Annotated in this window: 17 protein-coding genes; 11 read left to right on the top strand and 6 right to left on the bottom strand. The window is 39.9% G+C overall.

Features of this window, described 5'->3' with window-relative positions:
- The 5 genes from AC3ITD_RS17845 to AC3ITD_RS17865 all read left to right on the top strand — a co-directional run bounded on the left by AC3ITD_RS17845 (position 1) and on the right by AC3ITD_RS17865 (position 1,880).
- Entirely contained in the window at positions 1 to 330 is a 330-nt protein-coding gene (locus AC3ITD_RS17845; RefSeq protein ID WP_489361756.1) for a DUF6804 family protein, read from the top strand.
- 9 nt (positions 331 to 339) lie between these two features.
- A complete protein-coding gene (locus AC3ITD_RS17850; RefSeq protein WP_489361758.1) occupies positions 340 to 549 on the top strand; it encodes a hypothetical protein in 210 nt (69 codons plus the stop codon).
- Positions 537 to 1,055: a thermonuclease family protein gene (locus AC3ITD_RS17855; protein WP_489361760.1), complete on the top strand. Its 519-nt coding sequence runs from the start codon at positions 537 to 539 to the stop codon at positions 1,053 to 1,055. Before AC3ITD_RS17850 ends, AC3ITD_RS17855 begins: the two co-directional genes overlap by 13 nt.
- 66 nt (positions 1,056 to 1,121) lie before the next feature.
- On the top strand, positions 1,122 to 1,562 hold the full coding sequence (locus AC3ITD_RS17860; RefSeq protein ID WP_489361762.1) for a pyridoxamine 5'-phosphate oxidase family protein: 441 nt from the start codon (positions 1,122 to 1,124) through the stop codon (positions 1,560 to 1,562).
- A gap of 63 nt (positions 1,563 to 1,625) precedes the next feature.
- Entirely contained in the window at positions 1,626 to 1,880 is a 255-nt protein-coding gene (locus AC3ITD_RS17865) for a hypothetical protein (protein ID WP_489361764.1), read from the top strand.
- A 79-nt stretch (positions 1,881 to 1,959) separates the two neighbouring features.
- Here AC3ITD_RS17865 and AC3ITD_RS17870 read toward each other — a convergent pair whose 3' ends face one another.
- Genes AC3ITD_RS17870 through AC3ITD_RS17880 form a run of 3 tightly spaced genes read right to left on the bottom strand, consistent with a single transcriptional unit; the run spans position 1,960 to position 7,928 of the window.
- Positions 1,960 to 2,799, bottom strand: coding sequence for an endonuclease/exonuclease/phosphatase family protein (locus AC3ITD_RS17870; RefSeq protein ID WP_489361766.1), 840 nt, complete (start codon positions 2,797 to 2,799; stop codon positions 1,960 to 1,962).
- A 16-nt stretch (positions 2,800 to 2,815) separates the two neighbouring features.
- A complete protein-coding gene (locus AC3ITD_RS17875; protein ID WP_489361768.1) occupies positions 2,816 to 4,594 on the bottom strand; it encodes a RagB/SusD family nutrient uptake outer membrane protein in 1,779 nt (592 codons plus the stop codon).
- 25 nt (positions 4,595 to 4,619) lie between these two features.
- A complete protein-coding gene (locus tag AC3ITD_RS17880) occupies positions 4,620 to 7,928 on the bottom strand; it encodes a SusC/RagA family TonB-linked outer membrane protein (protein WP_489361770.1) in 3,309 nt (1,102 codons plus the stop codon).
- Between the two features lie 331 nt (positions 7,929 to 8,259).
- On the opposite strand from AC3ITD_RS17880, the gene AC3ITD_RS17885 reads away from it, so the two are divergent.
- The 5 genes from AC3ITD_RS17885 (at position 8,260) to AC3ITD_RS17905 (ending at position 13,909) form a co-directional block, all read left to right on the top strand.
- The gene (locus tag AC3ITD_RS17885; protein ID WP_463484707.1) at positions 8,260 to 8,817 is read left to right on the top strand and encodes an RNA polymerase sigma factor; all 558 of its coding nucleotides are present in this window, start codon (positions 8,260 to 8,262) and stop codon (positions 8,815 to 8,817) included.
- The gene (locus AC3ITD_RS17890) at positions 8,810 to 9,598 is read left to right on the top strand and encodes a hypothetical protein (protein ID WP_489361773.1); all 789 of its coding nucleotides are present in this window, start codon (positions 8,810 to 8,812) and stop codon (positions 9,596 to 9,598) included. Before AC3ITD_RS17885 ends, AC3ITD_RS17890 begins: the two co-directional genes overlap by 8 nt.
- Positions 9,599 to 9,617: 19 nt before the next feature.
- Positions 9,618 to 10,535, top strand: coding sequence for a DUF4097 family beta strand repeat-containing protein (locus AC3ITD_RS17895; protein ID WP_489361775.1), 918 nt, complete (start codon positions 9,618 to 9,620; stop codon positions 10,533 to 10,535).
- A 56-nt stretch (positions 10,536 to 10,591) separates the two neighbouring features.
- Positions 10,592 to 11,317: a hypothetical protein gene (locus AC3ITD_RS17900; RefSeq protein WP_489361777.1), complete on the top strand. Its 726-nt coding sequence runs from the start codon at positions 10,592 to 10,594 to the stop codon at positions 11,315 to 11,317.
- 153 nt (positions 11,318 to 11,470) lie between these two features.
- Positions 11,471 to 13,909 (top strand): outer membrane beta-barrel family protein, encoded by a 2,439-nt coding sequence (locus AC3ITD_RS17905; RefSeq protein WP_489361779.1) that lies wholly within the window; start codon positions 11,471 to 11,473, stop codon positions 13,907 to 13,909.
- Positions 13,910 to 13,958: 49 nt separating this feature from the next.
- Here the strand turns inward: AC3ITD_RS17905 and AC3ITD_RS17910 are convergent, their stop codons facing one another.
- Together AC3ITD_RS17910 and AC3ITD_RS17915 are read right to left on the bottom strand one after the other, a co-directional pair.
- Complete coding sequence (locus tag AC3ITD_RS17910; RefSeq protein ID WP_489361781.1) at positions 13,959 to 15,293, bottom strand: paraquat-inducible protein A; 1,335 nt, start codon at positions 15,291 to 15,293, stop codon at positions 13,959 to 13,961.
- 12 nt (positions 15,294 to 15,305) lie between these two features.
- Positions 15,306 to 16,610: a paraquat-inducible protein A gene (locus AC3ITD_RS17915; RefSeq protein ID WP_265797026.1), complete on the bottom strand. Its 1,305-nt coding sequence runs from the start codon at positions 16,608 to 16,610 to the stop codon at positions 15,306 to 15,308.
- Between the two features lie 257 nt (positions 16,611 to 16,867).
- Between AC3ITD_RS17915 and AC3ITD_RS17920 the strand changes: the two genes are divergently transcribed.
- Positions 16,868 to 17,125: a hypothetical protein gene (locus AC3ITD_RS17920; protein WP_265797027.1), complete on the top strand. Its 258-nt coding sequence runs from the start codon at positions 16,868 to 16,870 to the stop codon at positions 17,123 to 17,125.
- Between the two features lie 7 nt (positions 17,126 to 17,132).
- On the opposite strand, the gene AC3ITD_RS17925 is transcribed toward AC3ITD_RS17920, so the two are convergent.
- Positions 17,133 to 18,023: a helix-turn-helix domain-containing protein gene (locus tag AC3ITD_RS17925; protein WP_489361784.1), complete on the bottom strand. Its 891-nt coding sequence runs from the start codon at positions 18,021 to 18,023 to the stop codon at positions 17,133 to 17,135.
- Between the last annotated feature and the right edge of the window lie 28 nt (positions 18,024 to 18,051).

Here is an 18,051-nt window from a genome sequence, read left to right on the forward strand (position 1 = left end):
ATGACAAACACAATCAAACTCATCCTCGCTTTTCTTCTCATCCTTTGCCTAGCTAATATGCCCTACGGCTACTTTCAGCTTGTTCGATTTCTTGCCTTAATTGGCTTTGGGTTTTTAGCATATCAATCACGAGAAAAAGAAAATCAAAGAGGTTTTATTGTTTACGTCATTTTAGCGTTGTTATTTCAGCCATTTTTCAAAATAGCCTTAGGCCGATCAATGTGGAATATCGTAGATGTATTTGTTGCTATTGGGTTGATAGTATCCATATTTGTGAAACCTAAACAGCAAGACAAAAAAATCATCATGCAAATTCATCGAAAAGAATAATCCCCCCCAATGAAATCCCTATCTCTCATCTTTTTCCTTCTTACCAACATTGCTTGCATCGAAACCAAATCGGTGTACCTTTGCGACAGCGAAGGCGGTAAAAAATATCACTTCAAAAAAACTTGTCGTGGTTTAAGCAATTGCCAGCATAAAATCATCGAAACTACTTTAGACAAAGCAAAAAGCCAAGGCAAAACACAGTGTGGATGGGAAAAATAACTTTACTGATATTATTGCTTTGGGTCCAGCCATTTGTTCCCGCTGAAGAAATAGATCTTGATCTCAAAAAAACAACTTTTATTGCCAAAGTTATCAGGATTATGGATGGCGACACCATGGAAGTTTTATATCAAAACACGCCCATAAAAATTCGCCTGGCGCATATCGATTGTCCTGAAAAACGCGGCTCTCAGCCTTTTGGAAATAACGCCAAAACGGCCTTATCAAATTTATGCTTCGGACAGCAGGTTAAGGTATATGGCGAAAAATACGACCGCTATAAAAGGTTAATCGCTGTGGTTGCAAATCAAAATAAACAGATTGTTAATCAGGAAATGATTAAACAGGGCATGGCCTGGCATTTTAAAAAGTATTCATCAGATCCGCTCTACGCTCAACTGGAAATCAGCGCAAGAAAACGCAAAATAGGCTTATGGAGTGATGGGCATCCTGTTGCACCATGGGAATGGCGGAAGCCAAAAAAGCGATTATTTCAGCAAAAATAGTGATGGCTATCATTTCTTTCGAGCAGACACTAAGGTATATTTATGATTTAAATCAACAAAGTATATATGTTAGGAGAATTAAACAACAGACAGCTTATTGACCTTCTGGAGCGGCAGGCATTTGGCAGATTAGGCTGCCATTTAAATGGCGAAACTTATATTGTTCCAATTAATTACGTGTACAAAGACAACGCCATCTATGCACATTCTGGTATCGGTAAAAAAATAGAAATGATGCGTGCTAACCCACAGGTTTGTTTTCAGGTAGATGAAATCATCAATATCTTTCGCTGGGAAAGCGCCATTCTAACAGGAAACTTTACGGAGTTAAGTGGCGAATTAAGACAACAAGCTATGCAAGGAATTATTCACCGCATTATGCCTCTTACTAACCGGCCCGGAGAAGAACCCTCACATGGTATTTCTTCCGAATTGCATCAAAATATTATCGTCTTCAAAATAGAATTAACCGAAGTAAACGGGAGGTATGAACATCACGATAACTAATTTATCCATCCTCTAAAAAACTTTCACACCTGTTCATTGTTCTTTTATCAAACAAATAAAATAATGATGATTACATCAAAACCACTGCTCTCAGAAAATGTAAAGGATTTTATGGACTATGCCCTTGAGGTTATAAAATCGATGGATGGCGCACCAGAACACACCGCTGCAGATCGGCTGGTTGTAAATGAAAATATTGCAAAGCTGAAAGAATATTTAGAGGCTGTTTCCACATCCTACAATGAAACGATACCGAATAATGTGAACAGTCCAACCGGTGACATACAGGCAAATTTTAGCGGCACAGGACATAGCTAAACGCTACTTTGCTGTTTTCCAACAAAAAAGCATCTCCCATTTAGAGGAGATGCCCTTTCAAAAATAGCTGTTTTTTAACTTAAGGTTTCAATTCAACTTCTGCTAAAACAGGAAAGTGATCAGAGGGAAACTTGCCGAAATAAGTATCAGTTAAAATTCCCCATCTGCTGGCGTTAAATTGTTTGCTCATAAAAATATGGTCGATGACACCATTACCCCGAGGCGTTCTAAACCCGTTAGCTGAAGCATTATTTGCGTAAGGATATTTTACTGCACCGTAAACATCGCTAACGGCACCCGATTTAGCCAAAGTTTGATACCACTCGCTTTCTCTGCCACCGTTGAAATCTCCGGTTAGTAAAACCGGCGAGTTACCTGCAATTTCCTTAATTTTTTGGAGCATTAATTTGCTGCTTTCTTTACGGGCAACCATAGCCTGATGGTCGTAATGCACATTAAATGCATAAAACTGTTGCTTGTTTTTAACGTCCTCCAAAAGCACCCAGGAGCAGATTCTGTTGCAACAAGTTGCATCCCAACCTTTACCTGGTTTATCGGGCGTTTCTGATAACCAAAAATCGCCGCTCTTTACCTTTTTGAATCTGTCCTTTTTGAAATAAATGGCTGAATGTTCACCACCATCTTTTCCATCATCGCGACCCTTACCGTAACGATTGTATTCTGGCAAGGACGAAGAGATATCTGTCAATTGATTTTTGAGTGCTTCTTGTACACCGAGTACATCAAACTGATGAAAACGGATGAGATTTGCCACCACTGGTGCCCTGTCTTTCCACAAATTCCCACTATCTGCCGGATTATCGTACCTGATGTTGAATGTTCCAACTGTAATTTTTTGAGCCTGAACAGCAACTGATGTCAATAACATCAGTGCCGTTAATATATTTTTTACTTTCATCTGTATCTAATTGATTTTATTGCCATCCCGGATTTTGCTTCAAATTCGGGTTACGCTGAAGATCGTTTAAAGGAATTGGATAATAATAGTTCCGCTCATTCCATTTTCTTGGAATTTCATTCATCCAGATCAATTCACCCGAAGTACCATTTTTTAATTTTTGCGAGTTTGTCGCATTGCCGATGGTGTTCGAAACATCAACATAAGTTACACCTGCTGCACCTGGATTTGGCCTGGTACCCTGATAAAATGCAACATCCAAGATACCATCTTCATTCAAATCCATGGGTGTATTTAACGAAGGAACATAAAATCCGTTCCACTCCTGCTCCATTAGCGAACCACGTTTCCATCTCAAAATATCAGGAAAACGCAAACCTTCTAAACTGAGTTCGATACCACGCTCTCTTCTCACTTCCAGGATTGTCGCATCGGTAATGCCAGGAAAATAATTCGTTATTAAATAAGGATCGGCTATTGTTGGTTTGGTAGACAATCCCGCAGTTATTCCTGCTCTGGCACGAAGCGCACCTACAGTTAAAGCCCAGTCTGCATCAGTTAAAGCACCTAATTCTGCTTTTGCTTCAGCATAATTTAACAAAACTTCAGCATAGCGAAATAAAGAAATGGCATTTGTGTTTAATGCTCCTGCATCAAAGTAGGTATCGTCTAAAGTCCATTTAATAGGTTGATAGCCTGTAAAGGTGTAAGAAAAAACTGGTGGGGCAGGCAGTGCCTGACCGCTGGTAATTCTTTTATAATCGCCTAACCTAATGGTTTGTTTTAATCTTAAATCGCGGTTTTTCACTTCATCTTTAAAAACCATGGTACGGTAAGCCGGATCATTGGTAAATGGTGTACCATCTAATTTAAGGTAAGTGTTAATGAACGTACGGGTGAAACTTGCTTTTGCGCCATAGGTACCACTCGTCCACCACCAGTTGGCCTCATTTAATACACCCAAATTAATATCAGCAACTGAGGCCTGTAACACTTCATTCGTTACCGGGGTGTTGCTGGTAAATACCTGGCGATAAGAAACTCCCGGGCCACCGTTATTGTTAATGGAATATCCGCCGTTTTTGATTATTTCATTTGCTGCCGAGGCCGCCTCTTCCAACCATTTATTGGCAGTTGAAACCAGATTTAGTTCTGTGTGGTACTTTCTAAAAGTTCCTTCAAATAAACACAATCTCGACTTATAAGCATGAGCTACCCATTTGGTAACGGTCGTACGACTTGGATCATTAGTGGCCTGGATGTTTGCGCAGGCAAAATTAATATCGGCCAGCACCGAATCCATCACCAGTTCCCTTTTATCTCGGCCAGCATTTAATGCCGGATCATCAATGTTTAAGGGCTTGCCTATCCACGGCACATCGCCGAAACGTTTCACTTTTTCCATATAAAAGTAAGCCCTGAAATAACGGGCAATACCTAAATAATTGTTACGCACCGAAGCCGGTACCGCCGGATTATTACAATTGGCAATAAAATAGTTGATGTTTCGCAAATCGCCCCAGCTCCATCCAGAGCTATTATTTGCTCCAAAACCACCTTCTCTAATAAAATCCTGAACCGATCTAACTGCTAAATAATCAGACATTGCATCCTGACTGGTAGAGTTTTTCGGTAAAAAATCCATGTTATAAAATGAATTTGTATATAATTTTAGTCCGTTTTCAGTGCCAAAAACGGCATCTTTTGTGGCTGTTGACTCAGGTTTCTGATCTAACTTTTTACAAGCTGCCAAACCCAGGCAAGCCAGTAAGGCCCATATATATTGTTTTTTCATCGTTGATTTTTCTATTTTATTGATTCTAAAATCCAATGTTTAAACCGAATGAAATACTTTTCATCAGTGGATAATTGTAACCATCGCCATTGGTGGGATTATTGTTGATATCCTGATCTGCTGGTACAGCATTTTCTACATCAATTGTGTTTTTTACAACTTTGTACATCGGCGAATAGGTAAATAAGTTCTCACCAGAGAAAAATACCTTTGCGGTACGGGCGCCAATACGGTTAACCCATTTGGTTGGCAAGTTATAACCTACCTGAATATTTTTCATTCTTAAATAAGCAACATTTTGCAGGTAACGCGTTTGAGCCACACCTAAGGTACGGTTGGTGTTGCTTGATGCCGCTCTAGACATTGTTCTTGGAAAATAGGCGTTTGTGTTTTCCGGGGTCCACATATTGCCTAAATGAAACGTTGGAATATTATTGTATGGCCTGTTGTATTGCCCCCAGAACATTTCTGTTTCCGTACTAGGGTACCATTGTTGTTTACCAATTCCCTGAAAGAAAACAGAGAAAAAGATATTGTTCCAATCTGCACCCAAATTAATTCCATACATATACCTTGGAGCAGAATTACCAATGATTCTTCTATCCCCGGATTTGCCTACTTTATTCTCGCCAACATTAATTAACCCGTCGCCGTTTAAATCTCTCAATTTAATATCTCCTGGAAACCATCGCCCTGTTGGAGAGGCACGCATCTGCGGATCTTGCTTGGCATGCGAAGCGATATCTGCCTCATCAATGAAGAACCCTTCGGTTTCATATCCCCAAATTTCTCCTAAAGTTTGCCCTTCATAATAATCATTCAACAGTTTATCTGGATTGTTATACTTGTCAATTTTGGTTTTATTATCCGCCAGGGTAAGCCTAACATTATATTTGAAAGGTTTATTTTCATTGCCAAACCTGTCATTCCAGCTTACTGATACTTCCCAGCCACGTGTAGTTAAGTTAGCATAGTTTCCTTTAGGCACATCGGCACCAAAAACAGCTGGCGGAGTAAGGCCTGTGGTGAACATGTCGGTTGTTTTACGGATGTAAGCATCTCCATTAAAAGTTAAACGGCCCGAAAGCATGGTTAAATCTAAACCGAAGTTGCTGGTTGTCGAGGTTTCCCAGGTTAAACCTTCAGGTAAAACAGCTGGATTACGGGTAGTTTGTGGTCTCGAGCCATTCAAAATCTGGCCGGATTGTGAAATGTTAAACTGCTCCTGAAAAGCATACGATGCAATGTTACCGTTACCTAAAGATCCGTAAGAAGCTCTTAATTTCAAATCAGAGATGAATTTATCCGAAACTTTCCAAAATGGCTCTTTGTTGATTCTCCAACCCGCAGAGACGGAAGGGAAAAATCCGTAGCGTTGATCTGCAGGAAACTTTGATGAACCATCATAGCGGGCATTTACTTCCACTAAATAACGATCTTTGAAGGAGTAGTTTAGCCTGGAGAAACCACCTAAAATAGCCCATTGCTCGTAACCACCACCCGTGGTAATAGATTGACCTAAAGCCAAGTTAAGATCAGTAGCATCTTCGAAAATAATTCCGTTACGTTGAACAGCAACCCTGTTATAGGTAGATTGTTCGTAGTTGTAACCTGCCATGGCTTTCAGGTAATGGTCGCTACCGAAACGATTCTCGTACTCTGCATAAATGTTTGTGGCCAGATAGTTGGTTTCACGCAAATCGAACAACAGATCGTTGGTAGTGGTCCCTACAAATGAAGTAACGCCACGAGTGCTGCTGTACGGCACCTGAACCCTTCTTTGTTCTTTGTCGTTATTTGTATTTCTAAAGGTAAAATCGGCGTTAACCCTAAATTTATTATCAAAGAAATTACTTCTTAAACCGGTTATATTTCTGAAAACCTCACGCTTGGTATCAATTCCGTTTTTACCGTAGAAAAAATCACCTACAGTATAAGCAGAAGCGAAGGTTAAAGTTCCATCCGGGTTGAACAGGGGCATGGTTGGCTTGCCTTCATCAGCAATGTTTCTCCAAATACCGCCACCTTCACCCACGTTTATGGGGTTATGGTAATTCATGATGGAGTAATCGGCATTATTTTCGATGCTTAACCAGGGAAAAACCTGCACAGATCCTCTGGCACGGATGTTTTTCATATCGTAATCATCGCTGTTGTAGCGGAATAGACCATCCTGGCTTAAGAAACGACCAGACACTAGAAACGAAGCTTTATCGCTACCGCCACTCACGGAAAGATTATTTTCGAAAGCAGCCGTATTTTTCTTGTAAAGTTCAGCGTAGTAATCCGTGCTACCGTAATAAGTATATTCGCCCGTAGTAGGGTTTACTTCAACCTGATTATAAGGCTGTCCGGATTCTATTCTTCTTTTAAACTCATCTAGATAAGCTTGTGAAAATTTCTGTGTTTTATTGGCATTTTGCGGGAAAGCACCATCCCCGTTCACAAATGCTTCTGCAAACATCTTTGCCCAGGTGTATCCATCGGTTACAAAATCGGGTACCTGCAGCGGACTTTTAATGGCATAATTGGTCGAGTAACTTACATTTGTACGCCCTTTTTCGGCTTTCTTTGTGGTGATAAGTACTACCCCAAAAACTCCTCTGGCGCCATAAATGGCTGCCGATGCCGCGTCTTTTAGTATCGATACACTTTCAATATCGTTGGGGTTTAACAAACTCGGATCCCCTTCGAAACCGTCAATAAGGATTAATGCGCTACCCCCCTGGCCGATTGAAGTTGTACCCCGGATATTATAACTAGGAGACTGCGTAGGCTTACCATCCATCATCTTTAAATTAAGATTGGGCAGTAAACCCTGAAGTCCTTGCGTAAGATTGGAGATGGGTCTGTTTTCTAAACTTTTCGAAGTAATCTGATCAACAGCACCAGTAGCATTTTCTCTTTTCTGCGTTCCATAACCCACTACAAGAACCTCGTTTAAAGATCCTGTTTCGCCTTTAAGCGTCACATTTAGTGGCGTTGTTTCACCAGCTTTTACGGCGATTTTAGTTAAGGTTGCAGTAGTATAAGAAATAAAGCTTACCGCAACACTGTAGTTTCCTGCCGGAACACTAACGCTATAACTTCCGTCGTTATTGGCTTGAACTACCTTGTTCAATTCTTTAATTACGATACTGGCACCAGGAAGCGGCTCGCCTTTTTCATCAACAATTTTCCCGCTGATGGTACCTGGATTTTGTTTCGTATTGGATAAGGAAGCACCGGATATTTTTTCAATGGCCCGGGATGGCGCTGTAATGGCACTCGTTAGCAGACATGCCAATGTAGCATATACCGCAATCTTCTGCGTCAACAGTAAAGGTTTTCTCATTGTTTGGTTTTTTGGCAATAAATGAATTCGTTAGCCACAAGGGGCTTTTATTATGCCGCAAAACTACCTGCCCGATATGAAGGCTATGTTAAATTACTTTAACCTCTTTAATTTTGCTAAATTGAAGAATGCATGTACTAAAAAAGTCCATTGCTGATAAACAAGAGCCAAATTTTAGTTTTTGGTCTCTACACAAATCCCGATCTTTGGGATCATCAATAGCTTGTTTGAAATATTATTTTCGAAAAATATTAAAAAAGTGCAACACTTTTAAATAAGTTGCGACTACCCTATAGAACATACCTAATTAACACATTAAAAAGCTCCGAACTTGCCATCTGCAGATCACATAACGGATAAAGAATTGATTGGCCTTTGCCTTAACGGGCATGAGGGCGGCTACACGGGGTTATATAACCGTTATGCCCGAAAGGTTTATAATTCGATTAGTAGAATTGTGAGTCACACAGGTGAAGCCGAAGATATTTTACAAGATACTTTTTGTGCGGTGTTTAGTGAGGTGGCAAAGTTAGATGGTGTATTGAACATTGAGGCCTGGGTGAGAAGAGCAGCAATAAACCGCTCCATTTCACACATCAGAAAAAGGAAAATTTTGTTTTCTGATATGGAAGAAATGGATTTAGAAAATGTAGCTGATGTAGAAGAAGATTTTGAGGTGTTGGATTGTAAGGTAGAGGATTTGAAGAAGAGTATTGAATCGCTTCCTGCTGGTTACAAAACCATCGTCAACCTGCATGTTTTTGAAAAGCTGAACCATGAGGAAATTGCCGTGATGTTAGATTTAACAGCAACGAATGTAAGAACGCAATACCACAGGGCAAAGAAGAAGATTTTACTATCATTAAAAGATAAAGTTTATTATGAATGATCAATTGAAAGATTTTGTGGAGCGGAACAGGGAGGAATTCGATCATCTCGAAGCACCTGTTTTTAATATGCAACGCTTTAAACAGCAAGTGGCCCCACAGGCAGCACCGAAAGCCAAAACGGTATCACTTTATCATAACAAAAAGTGGTGGCTTGCAGCATCCGTATTAATTGCCATTACAGCAACCTGGTTTATTTTTGATCAGCAGCAGGCAAAAAATCCGGTTTACACGGCGGCAAAACCAAAAGTGATTCAGCCTCAACCAACAACCAGAAAGGCAGAATCAATACCTGCACCAACCGAAACGGCACCAGTGGAAGTGCAAAAAACAGTGGCCTATCAGCCTCAAACAAAACATTTAAAAACGAAAACAACCACGGTGCAGACCACAAACAGCGATTATCAGGCATTAACAGATAGCAGCTCGGCAAGTGTAAGGCTGCTCGCCATTTTGGAGATAGAAAAATCAGAAAACATCAACAACCACGTGTTGAACATGCTTTCTAAAACGCTTAATCACGATGGGAATACCAATGTTCGCCTGGCAGCCTTGAGTGTGCTTCAAAAGTACAGTGCCGACCGCTATACCGCCTCGCTATTGGTTAACGCTTTAAATAACCAGGACGATCCGATTGTTCAGCTAGGGCTAATTAGCTTTTTAGGCAAAATGAAAGGACTCAAAATCGATAATCAACTTAAATCCATTGCGAATAATCCGGAAACTTTTGCTGCGGTAAGAGATGAAGCTTACAACGTATTACTAAACCAAGACAAATTATAACATTTAAAAAAATAAAATCATGAAAAAACAATTTATCGTTCTTTTTTCTCTGCTTACGCTGGCAATAACCGCTTCTGCACAGAAAGAATACAAAATAAGCAAAACAAGTGGTCAGCTAAATTTACATGTTGCCGGTGCAATAGTGGAAGGGTATAGCGGAAACGAAATTATCTTTTCTTTACCAGCGGGCGAAACGGAGAAAGTAGATGAACGGGCAAAAGGACTTCGTGTAATCAGTGGCTCTGGTTTTGTAGATAACAGCGGTTTAGGTCTCGATATTTCGGAGAAGGGAACTGAAGTGAATGTGAATGTTGTGAACAAGAAAATTGATGGCGTTTTAACGATTAAAGTACCACAAAACATCAAGGTAACTTTTGCCAATCAGAGCAGCATTTACCAGGAAGATATTATTCTGAAAAACTTAAAGAATGAACTCGAAATATCAACGAGTTATAATAAAATCAAGCTGGAAAATAATACTGGCCCGATGAATATTAAATCATTGTACGGAAGCATTGATGCCAGCTTTGTTGAGCCCATTGAAGGTCCGGTTTCTATTGTTTCTGTTTATGGCCATGTAGATGTATCGCTCCCTGTAAGTGTAAAGGCAAACGTAGATTTATCTACCAGCTATGGAAAATTATATGCTGCCGACGAGCTTAAAATTGCTCTGGAGAAAAATGTTGCAGAAGAAAAGCCAAAAGATGAGGATTTAATTACCACCATTAAATCGGCAACGAATGAAGCCCTTCTTATTTCTGGCCTAAAAAGCGGTAGCGGAACCATTATTTCAAACAATAAAAACATTAGGGTTGCAAACGGAATAGCCGTTTATGGCGGAAGAAGTTCTGAAGATATCAAAGGAAAAATCAACGGTGGTGGTGCCAATTTTATCCTTAAATCCAACTACGATAACGTGTATCTCCGCGTAAAATAATTCAATCTCAAATTTCCAATGGGCTTAATGCCTGTTGGAACCTAAACCTTAACCTTATGAAAACATTTTTTTGCTGGCTTTTAATGGCCACGGTATCTTGTATTGCTTTTGCTCAGGAAACAATCAGTAAATCTTACCCAATAACAGCAGGACAGACGGTTAATCTTGACTTCGACTTTCCAAAAACCATTAGAGTAAGTAACTGGGATAAAAAGGAAATTGCTGTTGTAGCTATGGTTAAAGTTGATGGTGTTGCCGCAGCTGATGTTTTTAGTCTGATCGAGAGTGAATCAAAAGATCAGATCTCGATTAAAAATAAACTCGAAATGGCCAAAATCCCACAACGCTTTTATGCTTTTGAAAGTGGAGTGAAAAACACTTTTAATACTAAAGAAGAAATGAATGCCTTTATGAAGGAAAAAGGTAAAACTATCACTTCAAATTACCAGAGTCAAAATATCGAGATCAGCATTGAGATTAGACTTCCTGCAAATACCAAAACCAATTTAAGCTCCACTTATGGCATTGTAGAACTGGTTGATTTTGAAGGCCCGATAAAAATTGATGCAACTTATGGGGGTATCGACGCTAAGCTTCAGGAGAAAGCTATAGGCTCATTAAAAATGACTAATCGTTTTGGCAAAATTTATACCGACTTTAATTTCAAGCCGGAAGAAATTAAAGAGCAGCGTTTTTTTACTTCCATTAATGCGAATCCAGGCAAAGGTGCGAGCTACGATTTCAGCTCTTCTTATGGCCATATCTATTTAAGGAAGCCTTAATATTTGCTTCCAAAAACAACCGATTTGCATCAGAAAGAAAAATAATTTTTTTTTGATGCAACCTTTCTTAACATCCAACGTCTTCTATCTAATTAACACTTAAAATCTAAATCATTTTCGATTCCCTTTTTAATTTACGAATCCTCATCCTTCATGCATTACTTTAAACGCTTTCACCTCTTATTTACCATTTTACTGACCACAATTGCACTTCACACCTCCGCTCAGGAAAAGGGTGGTATTGTACGAGGAAAAGTGAACGATTCTCTTTCAAAAAAAGCACTCGAATTTATTACACTGGCCATCAAAAAAGATGGCCAAGCTATTAAAACAGCTGTTACAGCAGAAAACGGCACATTTAAATTTGATAAAATAGTTGCCGGCAAATACAGTTTAACAGCCATTGCTGTTGGCTACAATGCAAAAATTCTATCATTCGAAATTAGTGCCGACAAACCAGACTTTAACGCCGGGCAGATCACTTTGGCCTCGCAGGTAAATAATTTGAATGAGGTTTCTGTAAGTGTAACCCGCCCGGTAATTAAGCAGGAAATCGATAGAATCAGTTATGATATTCAGGCCGACCCCGAAAGCAAAGTTTTGACTGCCCTGGATATGATGCGCAAGGTGCCATTGCTTTCTTTGGATGCTGATGATAACATCAAACTGAAAGGAAGTGGAAATTATAAAATTCTGATCAACGGAAAACCATCGAGTATGGTCGCGAGAAGTCCTAAAGACGTTTTGCGAGCCATGCCTGCCTCATCCATTCAGAAAATTGAAGTCATCACCACGCCTCCGGCAAAATACGACAGCGAGGGTTTATCCGGCATCATCAACATCATCACCAATAAAAAGATTGATAACGGCTATAACGGCAGTTTAAACTTAAGGCATCAGTTTCCGGCTGGCGGCCCAGGCATTGGCGGATTTTTTACCGTAAAACAAGGAAAATTTGGCGTAACCGCCTACGGCGGAACTGGATTTTACAGTACCCCAACCACTCAAAATATCAATTCACGAACGACTTCAGGTGCTACCCCCTCTGAACTGTTAAACATCGGAAACCGAAAATTCAACAATAATTACCGCTACGGCGGGGCAGAGTTGAGCTTTGAAATAGATACCTTAAACTTAATTACTGCCGAAATCAATCCTTATGGCGGTTATAACAAGTCGGCAAATAATCAATCTTTTAGTCTAACCGCTCCAGCGCAGGTTACCGCCTATGATTTAATTAGCAATAACCGTTTTGATTGGGGCGGCATGGATTTAAGTTTAAATTACCAACTCGGTTTTAAAAGTAACAAAGAGCGTCTGCTTACCTTTTCTTATAAATACAGTAACGGAACTAATCCGCAAAGAAACGAGCTGAATTTCATCAACCGTCAGAATTTTAACGATCCCAATTATATTCAGGAAAATGAAAGCCGCTCGAAGGAACAGACCATACAGCTCGATTATGTTCACCCGGTAAAAAAACTGACTATTGAAGCTGGTTTGAAAGGAATTCTCAGGGATAATAACAGTAATTTCGAATTCAAAAGTCAGGTTAGTAGTGGCGATTATCAGATTGATCCGGCCCGGACAAACATTTTTAACAATAACCAGGATGTCATCGGCGCCTATAACTCTTACGCTTATAACTTAACCAACTGGGGATTCAAAGCTGGTGTAAGGATAGAAGAAACATTTGTGAAGGCCGATTTCATCAGCAATGCCTCAAATGTAAAGACCGATTATTTCAACATCATCCCTTCGTTTTCAGTTAACCGCAAGTTTAAAAATCAAAGCAGTTTAAACTTTGGTTTCACGCAAAGAATTGAACGCCCGGGAATAGATAATTTGAATCCATTCGTCGATCGTTCGGTACCAAACTTCGAATACAGCGGAAACCCGGATCTGGAAGCCGTTTTGAGCAATAATTTTGATCTTACCTACAGCCGCTTCAAAAAAGGTTCTATCAACGCCGGTGTGGGCTATAATTTTGCCAACAATACCATTCAGAACATTTCAATTTACAATGATTCAGATAAAATTACCCGCAGCACCTTTGCGAACGTAGGGCGGAATAAAAACCTGACGGCCAATATCAACATCAATTATCCGCTTACCAAAAAATGGAATCTTACGGTAAGTGGTAACGCTGGTTACGCCTGGCTGGAAGGAACAATTAATGGCTTAGCGACCAAAAATGAAGGTTTATCTGGCAGTATCTACCTTAATACAGGCTACAAATTTGAAAAAGAATGGCGGGCAAATGCAAGTTTTAATTACAGCTCTGCCGATGTTTTATTGCAGGGCAGATCTGGGCAATATTATTACATGTCCTTCAGCGGAAGCAAGGAACTGGTGAAGGATAAGCTGACCATTTCGGGGGGTGTTAACAATCCGTTTATGAAATATCGCTACTATGAAACCTTAACAGAAGGGCCAAATTTTTCGCAGCGATACCGCGGACAAAATTATAACCGCTCTTTCAATGTAAGTTTAAACTGGAAGTTTGGTAAACTCAAAGACGCTATTAAAAAGAATCAGCGGAGCATCAGTAACGATGATGTGAAATCAGGGGGAAGCAAATCAGGGAGCTAGTATTCAATACCAAAGCCTGTTGCCATATCAAACAGGCTTTGGCTAAGCATTAACATTCGCCATTGCGTTCATCCATCTTTTTAAGGATGTAAGACAAGATCTTGGCAAAAACAACATAGGCAACGAAAACGAAGAAGCCCAGTTGTAAGGCCGAATTATTGGAAGTAACTGTTTTCAAGGTTTCATTCTCTATATTCAAACCAGAAAGCTGGCTTTTCAAAATGCCATTCAGGCCAATATAAGTCATCGCAATACCAACCACCATTACATCAGCCATATCCCATTTCCCCAAATCGAAGGCTAAAAACCGCAAAGCCTTTTTACTCCCTAAGAGGTGGGCACAGGCTACATGTAAACCTCTGGCTATAATCCTTAATAAAGGCAAAATCACTACAAAAAGCAATAACAGTATGCCCACCAATACCGAATCCAGTTTAGGCTGCTCGATCAAAGTACCTATAATGCCAAGAATACTTTTGCTCTGGAAAAATAACACCTGATTGGTGAAGGCAATCTTATCACCCAGCAAAGCAAATTCGAGAGTTTTGATTCGGGCATCCACTTCAATAATTGGCGAGATAATCCCTACGGTAAGCAATACCAGGGCAAACAATAACGACATGACGAATAATGGGGCATGCAACTGAACCTGTTTGCGTAAAAATAACCACATTAAAAATGCAATGGAAATGCAGCCCAGCATAATCGAGCCAAAGGTCATGGTCATTTTTTTAATGTAAGCCAATTTGGTCTCAATAATTTTATCAAATGCAGTAGCATTCGCGGCATGGTATTTCTTGTAGATGTTACGTTCTACAGTAGTAATGGTGGTATCGCTATGGTCGTAGGTTTGCGCCTCCAACTCATCTACCTTACTGGTTGCAATGCCTTTAATTTTCTTTAAACTCCCCGGACTTGTAATTTTCACTACAATGGTTTTGGCAAAAGAAGGTACCTGGGCATGCAGTTCATCCCGATCAACAAATGTGTTAAAAGCCAGCTTTTTAAGCTTGCCGCCAAGTCCTTTCTGTGGTTTGGTAATCTCGGCAACAGCTTGGTTAATAAGCCCATGAAGTTCTTTTTCTACCTGTTTCCGCATTTCCAATTTTTGCTCACCGGTGAGTTTGAAACCCTTCACCCTACGGTCGGCAACGGCAGAAATTTTATCGCCCCAGCGGTCTACAGAAAAAATACCAAAGGTGATGTTGTTAGATAAACTGTAATCTTCTTTAATGCTTTTTTGCTCAACAGCAAGCTGATAAAAACGAAAACCTGCATAAGCTGCGCCAAGCAACAGGATACTTAATACGGCTATGAGCACAAAGGGAGCTACCTTGCTCTTTTTGCGTGGAGTATCGGGAGTGGAAGAATTTGTCGCCGTCATAATTAAAACCGGTTAATGCGCATCGTGTGGAGTAATAAATTTAAGTATGGTGGATAAAATCAATCCATAAAGCACAAAACTGATGAATATGATATAACCCGGTTGCAAGGCCGTGTTGTTGGTAGTGAGGATGGTGAGCGAATCATTTTTAATATTCAGTGCCTGGAGCTGCCCTTCTAATAATCCGTTCAAACCGATGTAAGCCATCAAAATCGCAATGACAATAACATCAGCCATACTCCATTTGCCCGATTGGAAAGCGAAATATTTCACGATTCCATTCTCCGCCAGTTTTTTATTGCCCAGCAAATGAATGCCGGTTGAAGTAAGTTTAACGACCGGAAATAAAATACTAAAAGCGAGAATCAGCACCCCTACCAGGATAGAATCAATCCCTTCCTGACCAAGCAAAACCTTCACCACATCCATAATACTCTTACTTTGGAAAAACAGTACCTGATCTTCAAATACAATATGTTCGCCAAGCAAAACAAAATCTATAGAGCGAATACGGGCATCCACTTCAATCATAGAGGCGGTTAGGCCAACGGCAAGCAACATAAACGCAAAGAGGAGCGACATTACAAAAAGGGTAACGTGTAAATCGCGGCGCTTCCTTAAACCCCACCAAAAAGCCAAAACCACGGCTACACAAGCCAGCATTCCATAAGAATATTGATAGGTTTGCGTCCGTATTTTAGATAGCGAAGCCCTTAGTTTGCTGTTGAGCTCATCGGTGTTGTTTACTTTGTAACCTGCAAACAACTTTTTTAGTTCGGCTTGTTTGGCTACAAAAACACTGTCTTTCATTTCTTCGGTGGCCAGCTCATTAAATTCGCCAATGGCCATTTTACTCAACTCTTTTTTATTCTTAGGATCATCAACCTCGGCAATGATTTTTCTGGCGAAAGTAGGTACCTGTGCCCTTATGCTATCAGAATTGACAAAGTTCTTGATGGCAAATTTTTGAATTTTACCGCTGATGGTTTTTTTAGGTTTATTAACCAGCGCCTCCGCCTTATCTATCAAAGCAAGTATTACCTTTTCCACTTCCTGTTGCAAAACCCGTTTCTGCTTTTTGGTCATTTTCAGGTTTCGTACCTGATGATGCACAATTCTGGATACATTATCTTTCCATTTTTGAACAGAAAATAATCCGTAGGTGATGTTGTTGATATTGGAATATTCTTCCTTTATACGCTCCTGCTGATCAGAAAGCTGATGTAACCTAAAACCGAAGTAGCCCTCTACTCCAAGCAATACTGCCAGAGAAAGGATAAGCATCAGTTTAGGAAAGAAAGACTTTTTCTTCTCCATAGGGTTATGTTGTGTTTGCAAGATGATTGGTTTTGTATTGCCCCTACTCAAATTAACGTAATCGTTTTTAATTGAATGATCAGCTAAACTGGTTTACGATTTGGTTAGGTATCGGCAAATAAAACAGCGGTGTGATCAAAAGGTTTTGATCCTGAAAAATAATGAATGCGGGCACTCCAAAGCCTGGCGCAATTTTTTTGCACCTAAATTTCTAATCAATATCTTTGCCGCCACATTAAAATAGGATACGTTAAGGAATGAATACCGAAAAAGAAGATATGGTATCTAACTGGATACAGGAAAACGGAAACCCGGCAATTGAAAGATTAACCAGCATCAACCAGAACACGGCCAGAAAGGTAAGCGAGGTCTTAATAGAGAAAGGAATAGATGCAGAAACTTTTGCCCAACTGGTAGATACGCAGGTGGCAGAAGTAAGCAAATGGCTAGCTGGCCATCATAATTTCAGCGAAAAAATGCTTAGTGAAATTACCGCAAAGATCGAAGTCAACTAAATTTCGGCTAGTTAAATTCTTGCCTAAAAGCAAGTGGAGAAAGATTGGTTTTCTTTTTGAATAAGGTGCTAAACGATTGCGCATGCTCAAAACCTAAATCGTAAGCAATTTCACTCACCGATAAATTTGTGGTAGAAAGTTTCTCTTTGGCTTTCTCAATTAACTTTTCATGGATATGTTGTTGTGTATTTTGCCCGGTATGCACCCGCAACAAATCGCTTAAATAATTGGGCGAAAGGTTCATTTGTCCCGCCACATATTGTACCGTTAATAAACCATTGTTCTGGTTTTTCACAAAATAATCTTCCAGTAATCTTTCGAATTTGGATAGCAATTCATGGCTGTTATTTTTCCTGGTAATAAACTGCCGCTCGTAAAAGCGGTTTGAATAATTAAGAAGCAGCTCTATTTGTGAGAGAATAATTTCTTGAGTATGCTTATCAATATGCACACATTCTTTATTTATTTTGTTTAAAATCGCGATTAGGTTATCCTCTTCTTCTGCTGATAAATGAAGCGCCTCATTTACCGCGTAGGAAAAAAAGCCATATCGGTGAATAGTGTTTGCCAGGCTATGGCGAAGTAAAAAATCGGGATGGAAGATGAGCAAATAACCCGAACCGCATTCCATTTGATTCAAATCGAGATACTGAACCTGGTTTGGAGCAGTAAAACTGAGCACGCCTTTATCGTAATCATAATGCTGTTGCCCATACCTTATTTTACCGGTAGCACCTCTTTTCAAAGCCACGCAATAAAAACGATTGATAAAACCTTTCCAGATTTCATCCTCCAAAAAAATCGCCTGATCCAGATTAATGACGCTAACTAAAGGGTGTAATGGTTCCGGAAGCGATAATAACCGGTGAAATTGTGAAATCGAATTTATGGCATTCATGGATGTAATTTACAAATAAAAGGATAAA

The organism is Pedobacter sp. KH_004, assembly GCF_057840755.1.

Bases quoted from the DNA above. Each gene is read 5' to 3' on its own strand.
- AC3ITD_RS17845 (WP_489361756.1), top strand. From the start codon at position 1: ATGACAAACACAATCAAACTCATCCTCGCTTTTCTTCTCATCCTTTGC.
- AC3ITD_RS17850 (WP_489361758.1), top strand. From the start codon at position 340: ATGAAATCCCTATCTCTCATCTTTTTCCTTCTTACCAACATTGCTTGC.
- AC3ITD_RS17855 (WP_489361760.1), top strand. From the start codon at position 537: ATGGGAAAAATAACTTTACTGATATTATTGCTTTGGGTCCAGCCATTT.
- AC3ITD_RS17860 (WP_489361762.1), top strand. From the start codon at position 1,122: ATGTTAGGAGAATTAAACAACAGACAGCTTATTGACCTTCTGGAGCGG.
- AC3ITD_RS17865 (WP_489361764.1), top strand. From the start codon at position 1,626: ATGATGATTACATCAAAACCACTGCTCTCAGAAAATGTAAAGGATTTT.
- AC3ITD_RS17870 (WP_489361766.1), bottom strand. From the start codon at position 2,799: ATGAAAGTAAAAAATATATTAACGGCACTGATGTTATTGACATCAGTT.
- AC3ITD_RS17875 (WP_489361768.1), bottom strand. From the start codon at position 4,594: ATGAAAAAACAATATATATGGGCCTTACTGGCTTGCCTGGGTTTGGCA.
- AC3ITD_RS17880 (WP_489361770.1), bottom strand. From the start codon at position 7,928: ATGAGAAAACCTTTACTGTTGACGCAGAAGATTGCGGTATATGCTACA.
- AC3ITD_RS17890 (WP_489361773.1), top strand. From the start codon at position 8,810: ATGAATGATCAATTGAAAGATTTTGTGGAGCGGAACAGGGAGGAATTC.
- AC3ITD_RS17895 (WP_489361775.1), top strand. From the start codon at position 9,618: ATGAAAAAACAATTTATCGTTCTTTTTTCTCTGCTTACGCTGGCAATA.
- AC3ITD_RS17900 (WP_489361777.1), top strand. From the start codon at position 10,592: ATGAAAACATTTTTTTGCTGGCTTTTAATGGCCACGGTATCTTGTATT.
- AC3ITD_RS17905 (WP_489361779.1), top strand. From the start codon at position 11,471: ATGCATTACTTTAAACGCTTTCACCTCTTATTTACCATTTTACTGACC.
- AC3ITD_RS17910 (WP_489361781.1), bottom strand. From the start codon at position 15,293: ATGACGGCGACAAATTCTTCCACTCCCGATACTCCACGCAAAAAGAGC.
- AC3ITD_RS17915 (WP_265797026.1), bottom strand. From the start codon at position 16,610: ATGGAGAAGAAAAAGTCTTTCTTTCCTAAACTGATGCTTATCCTTTCT.
- AC3ITD_RS17920 (WP_265797027.1), top strand. From the start codon at position 16,868: ATGAATACCGAAAAAGAAGATATGGTATCTAACTGGATACAGGAAAAC.
- AC3ITD_RS17925 (WP_489361784.1), bottom strand. From the start codon at position 18,023: ATGAATGCCATAAATTCGATTTCACAATTTCACCGGTTATTATCGCTT.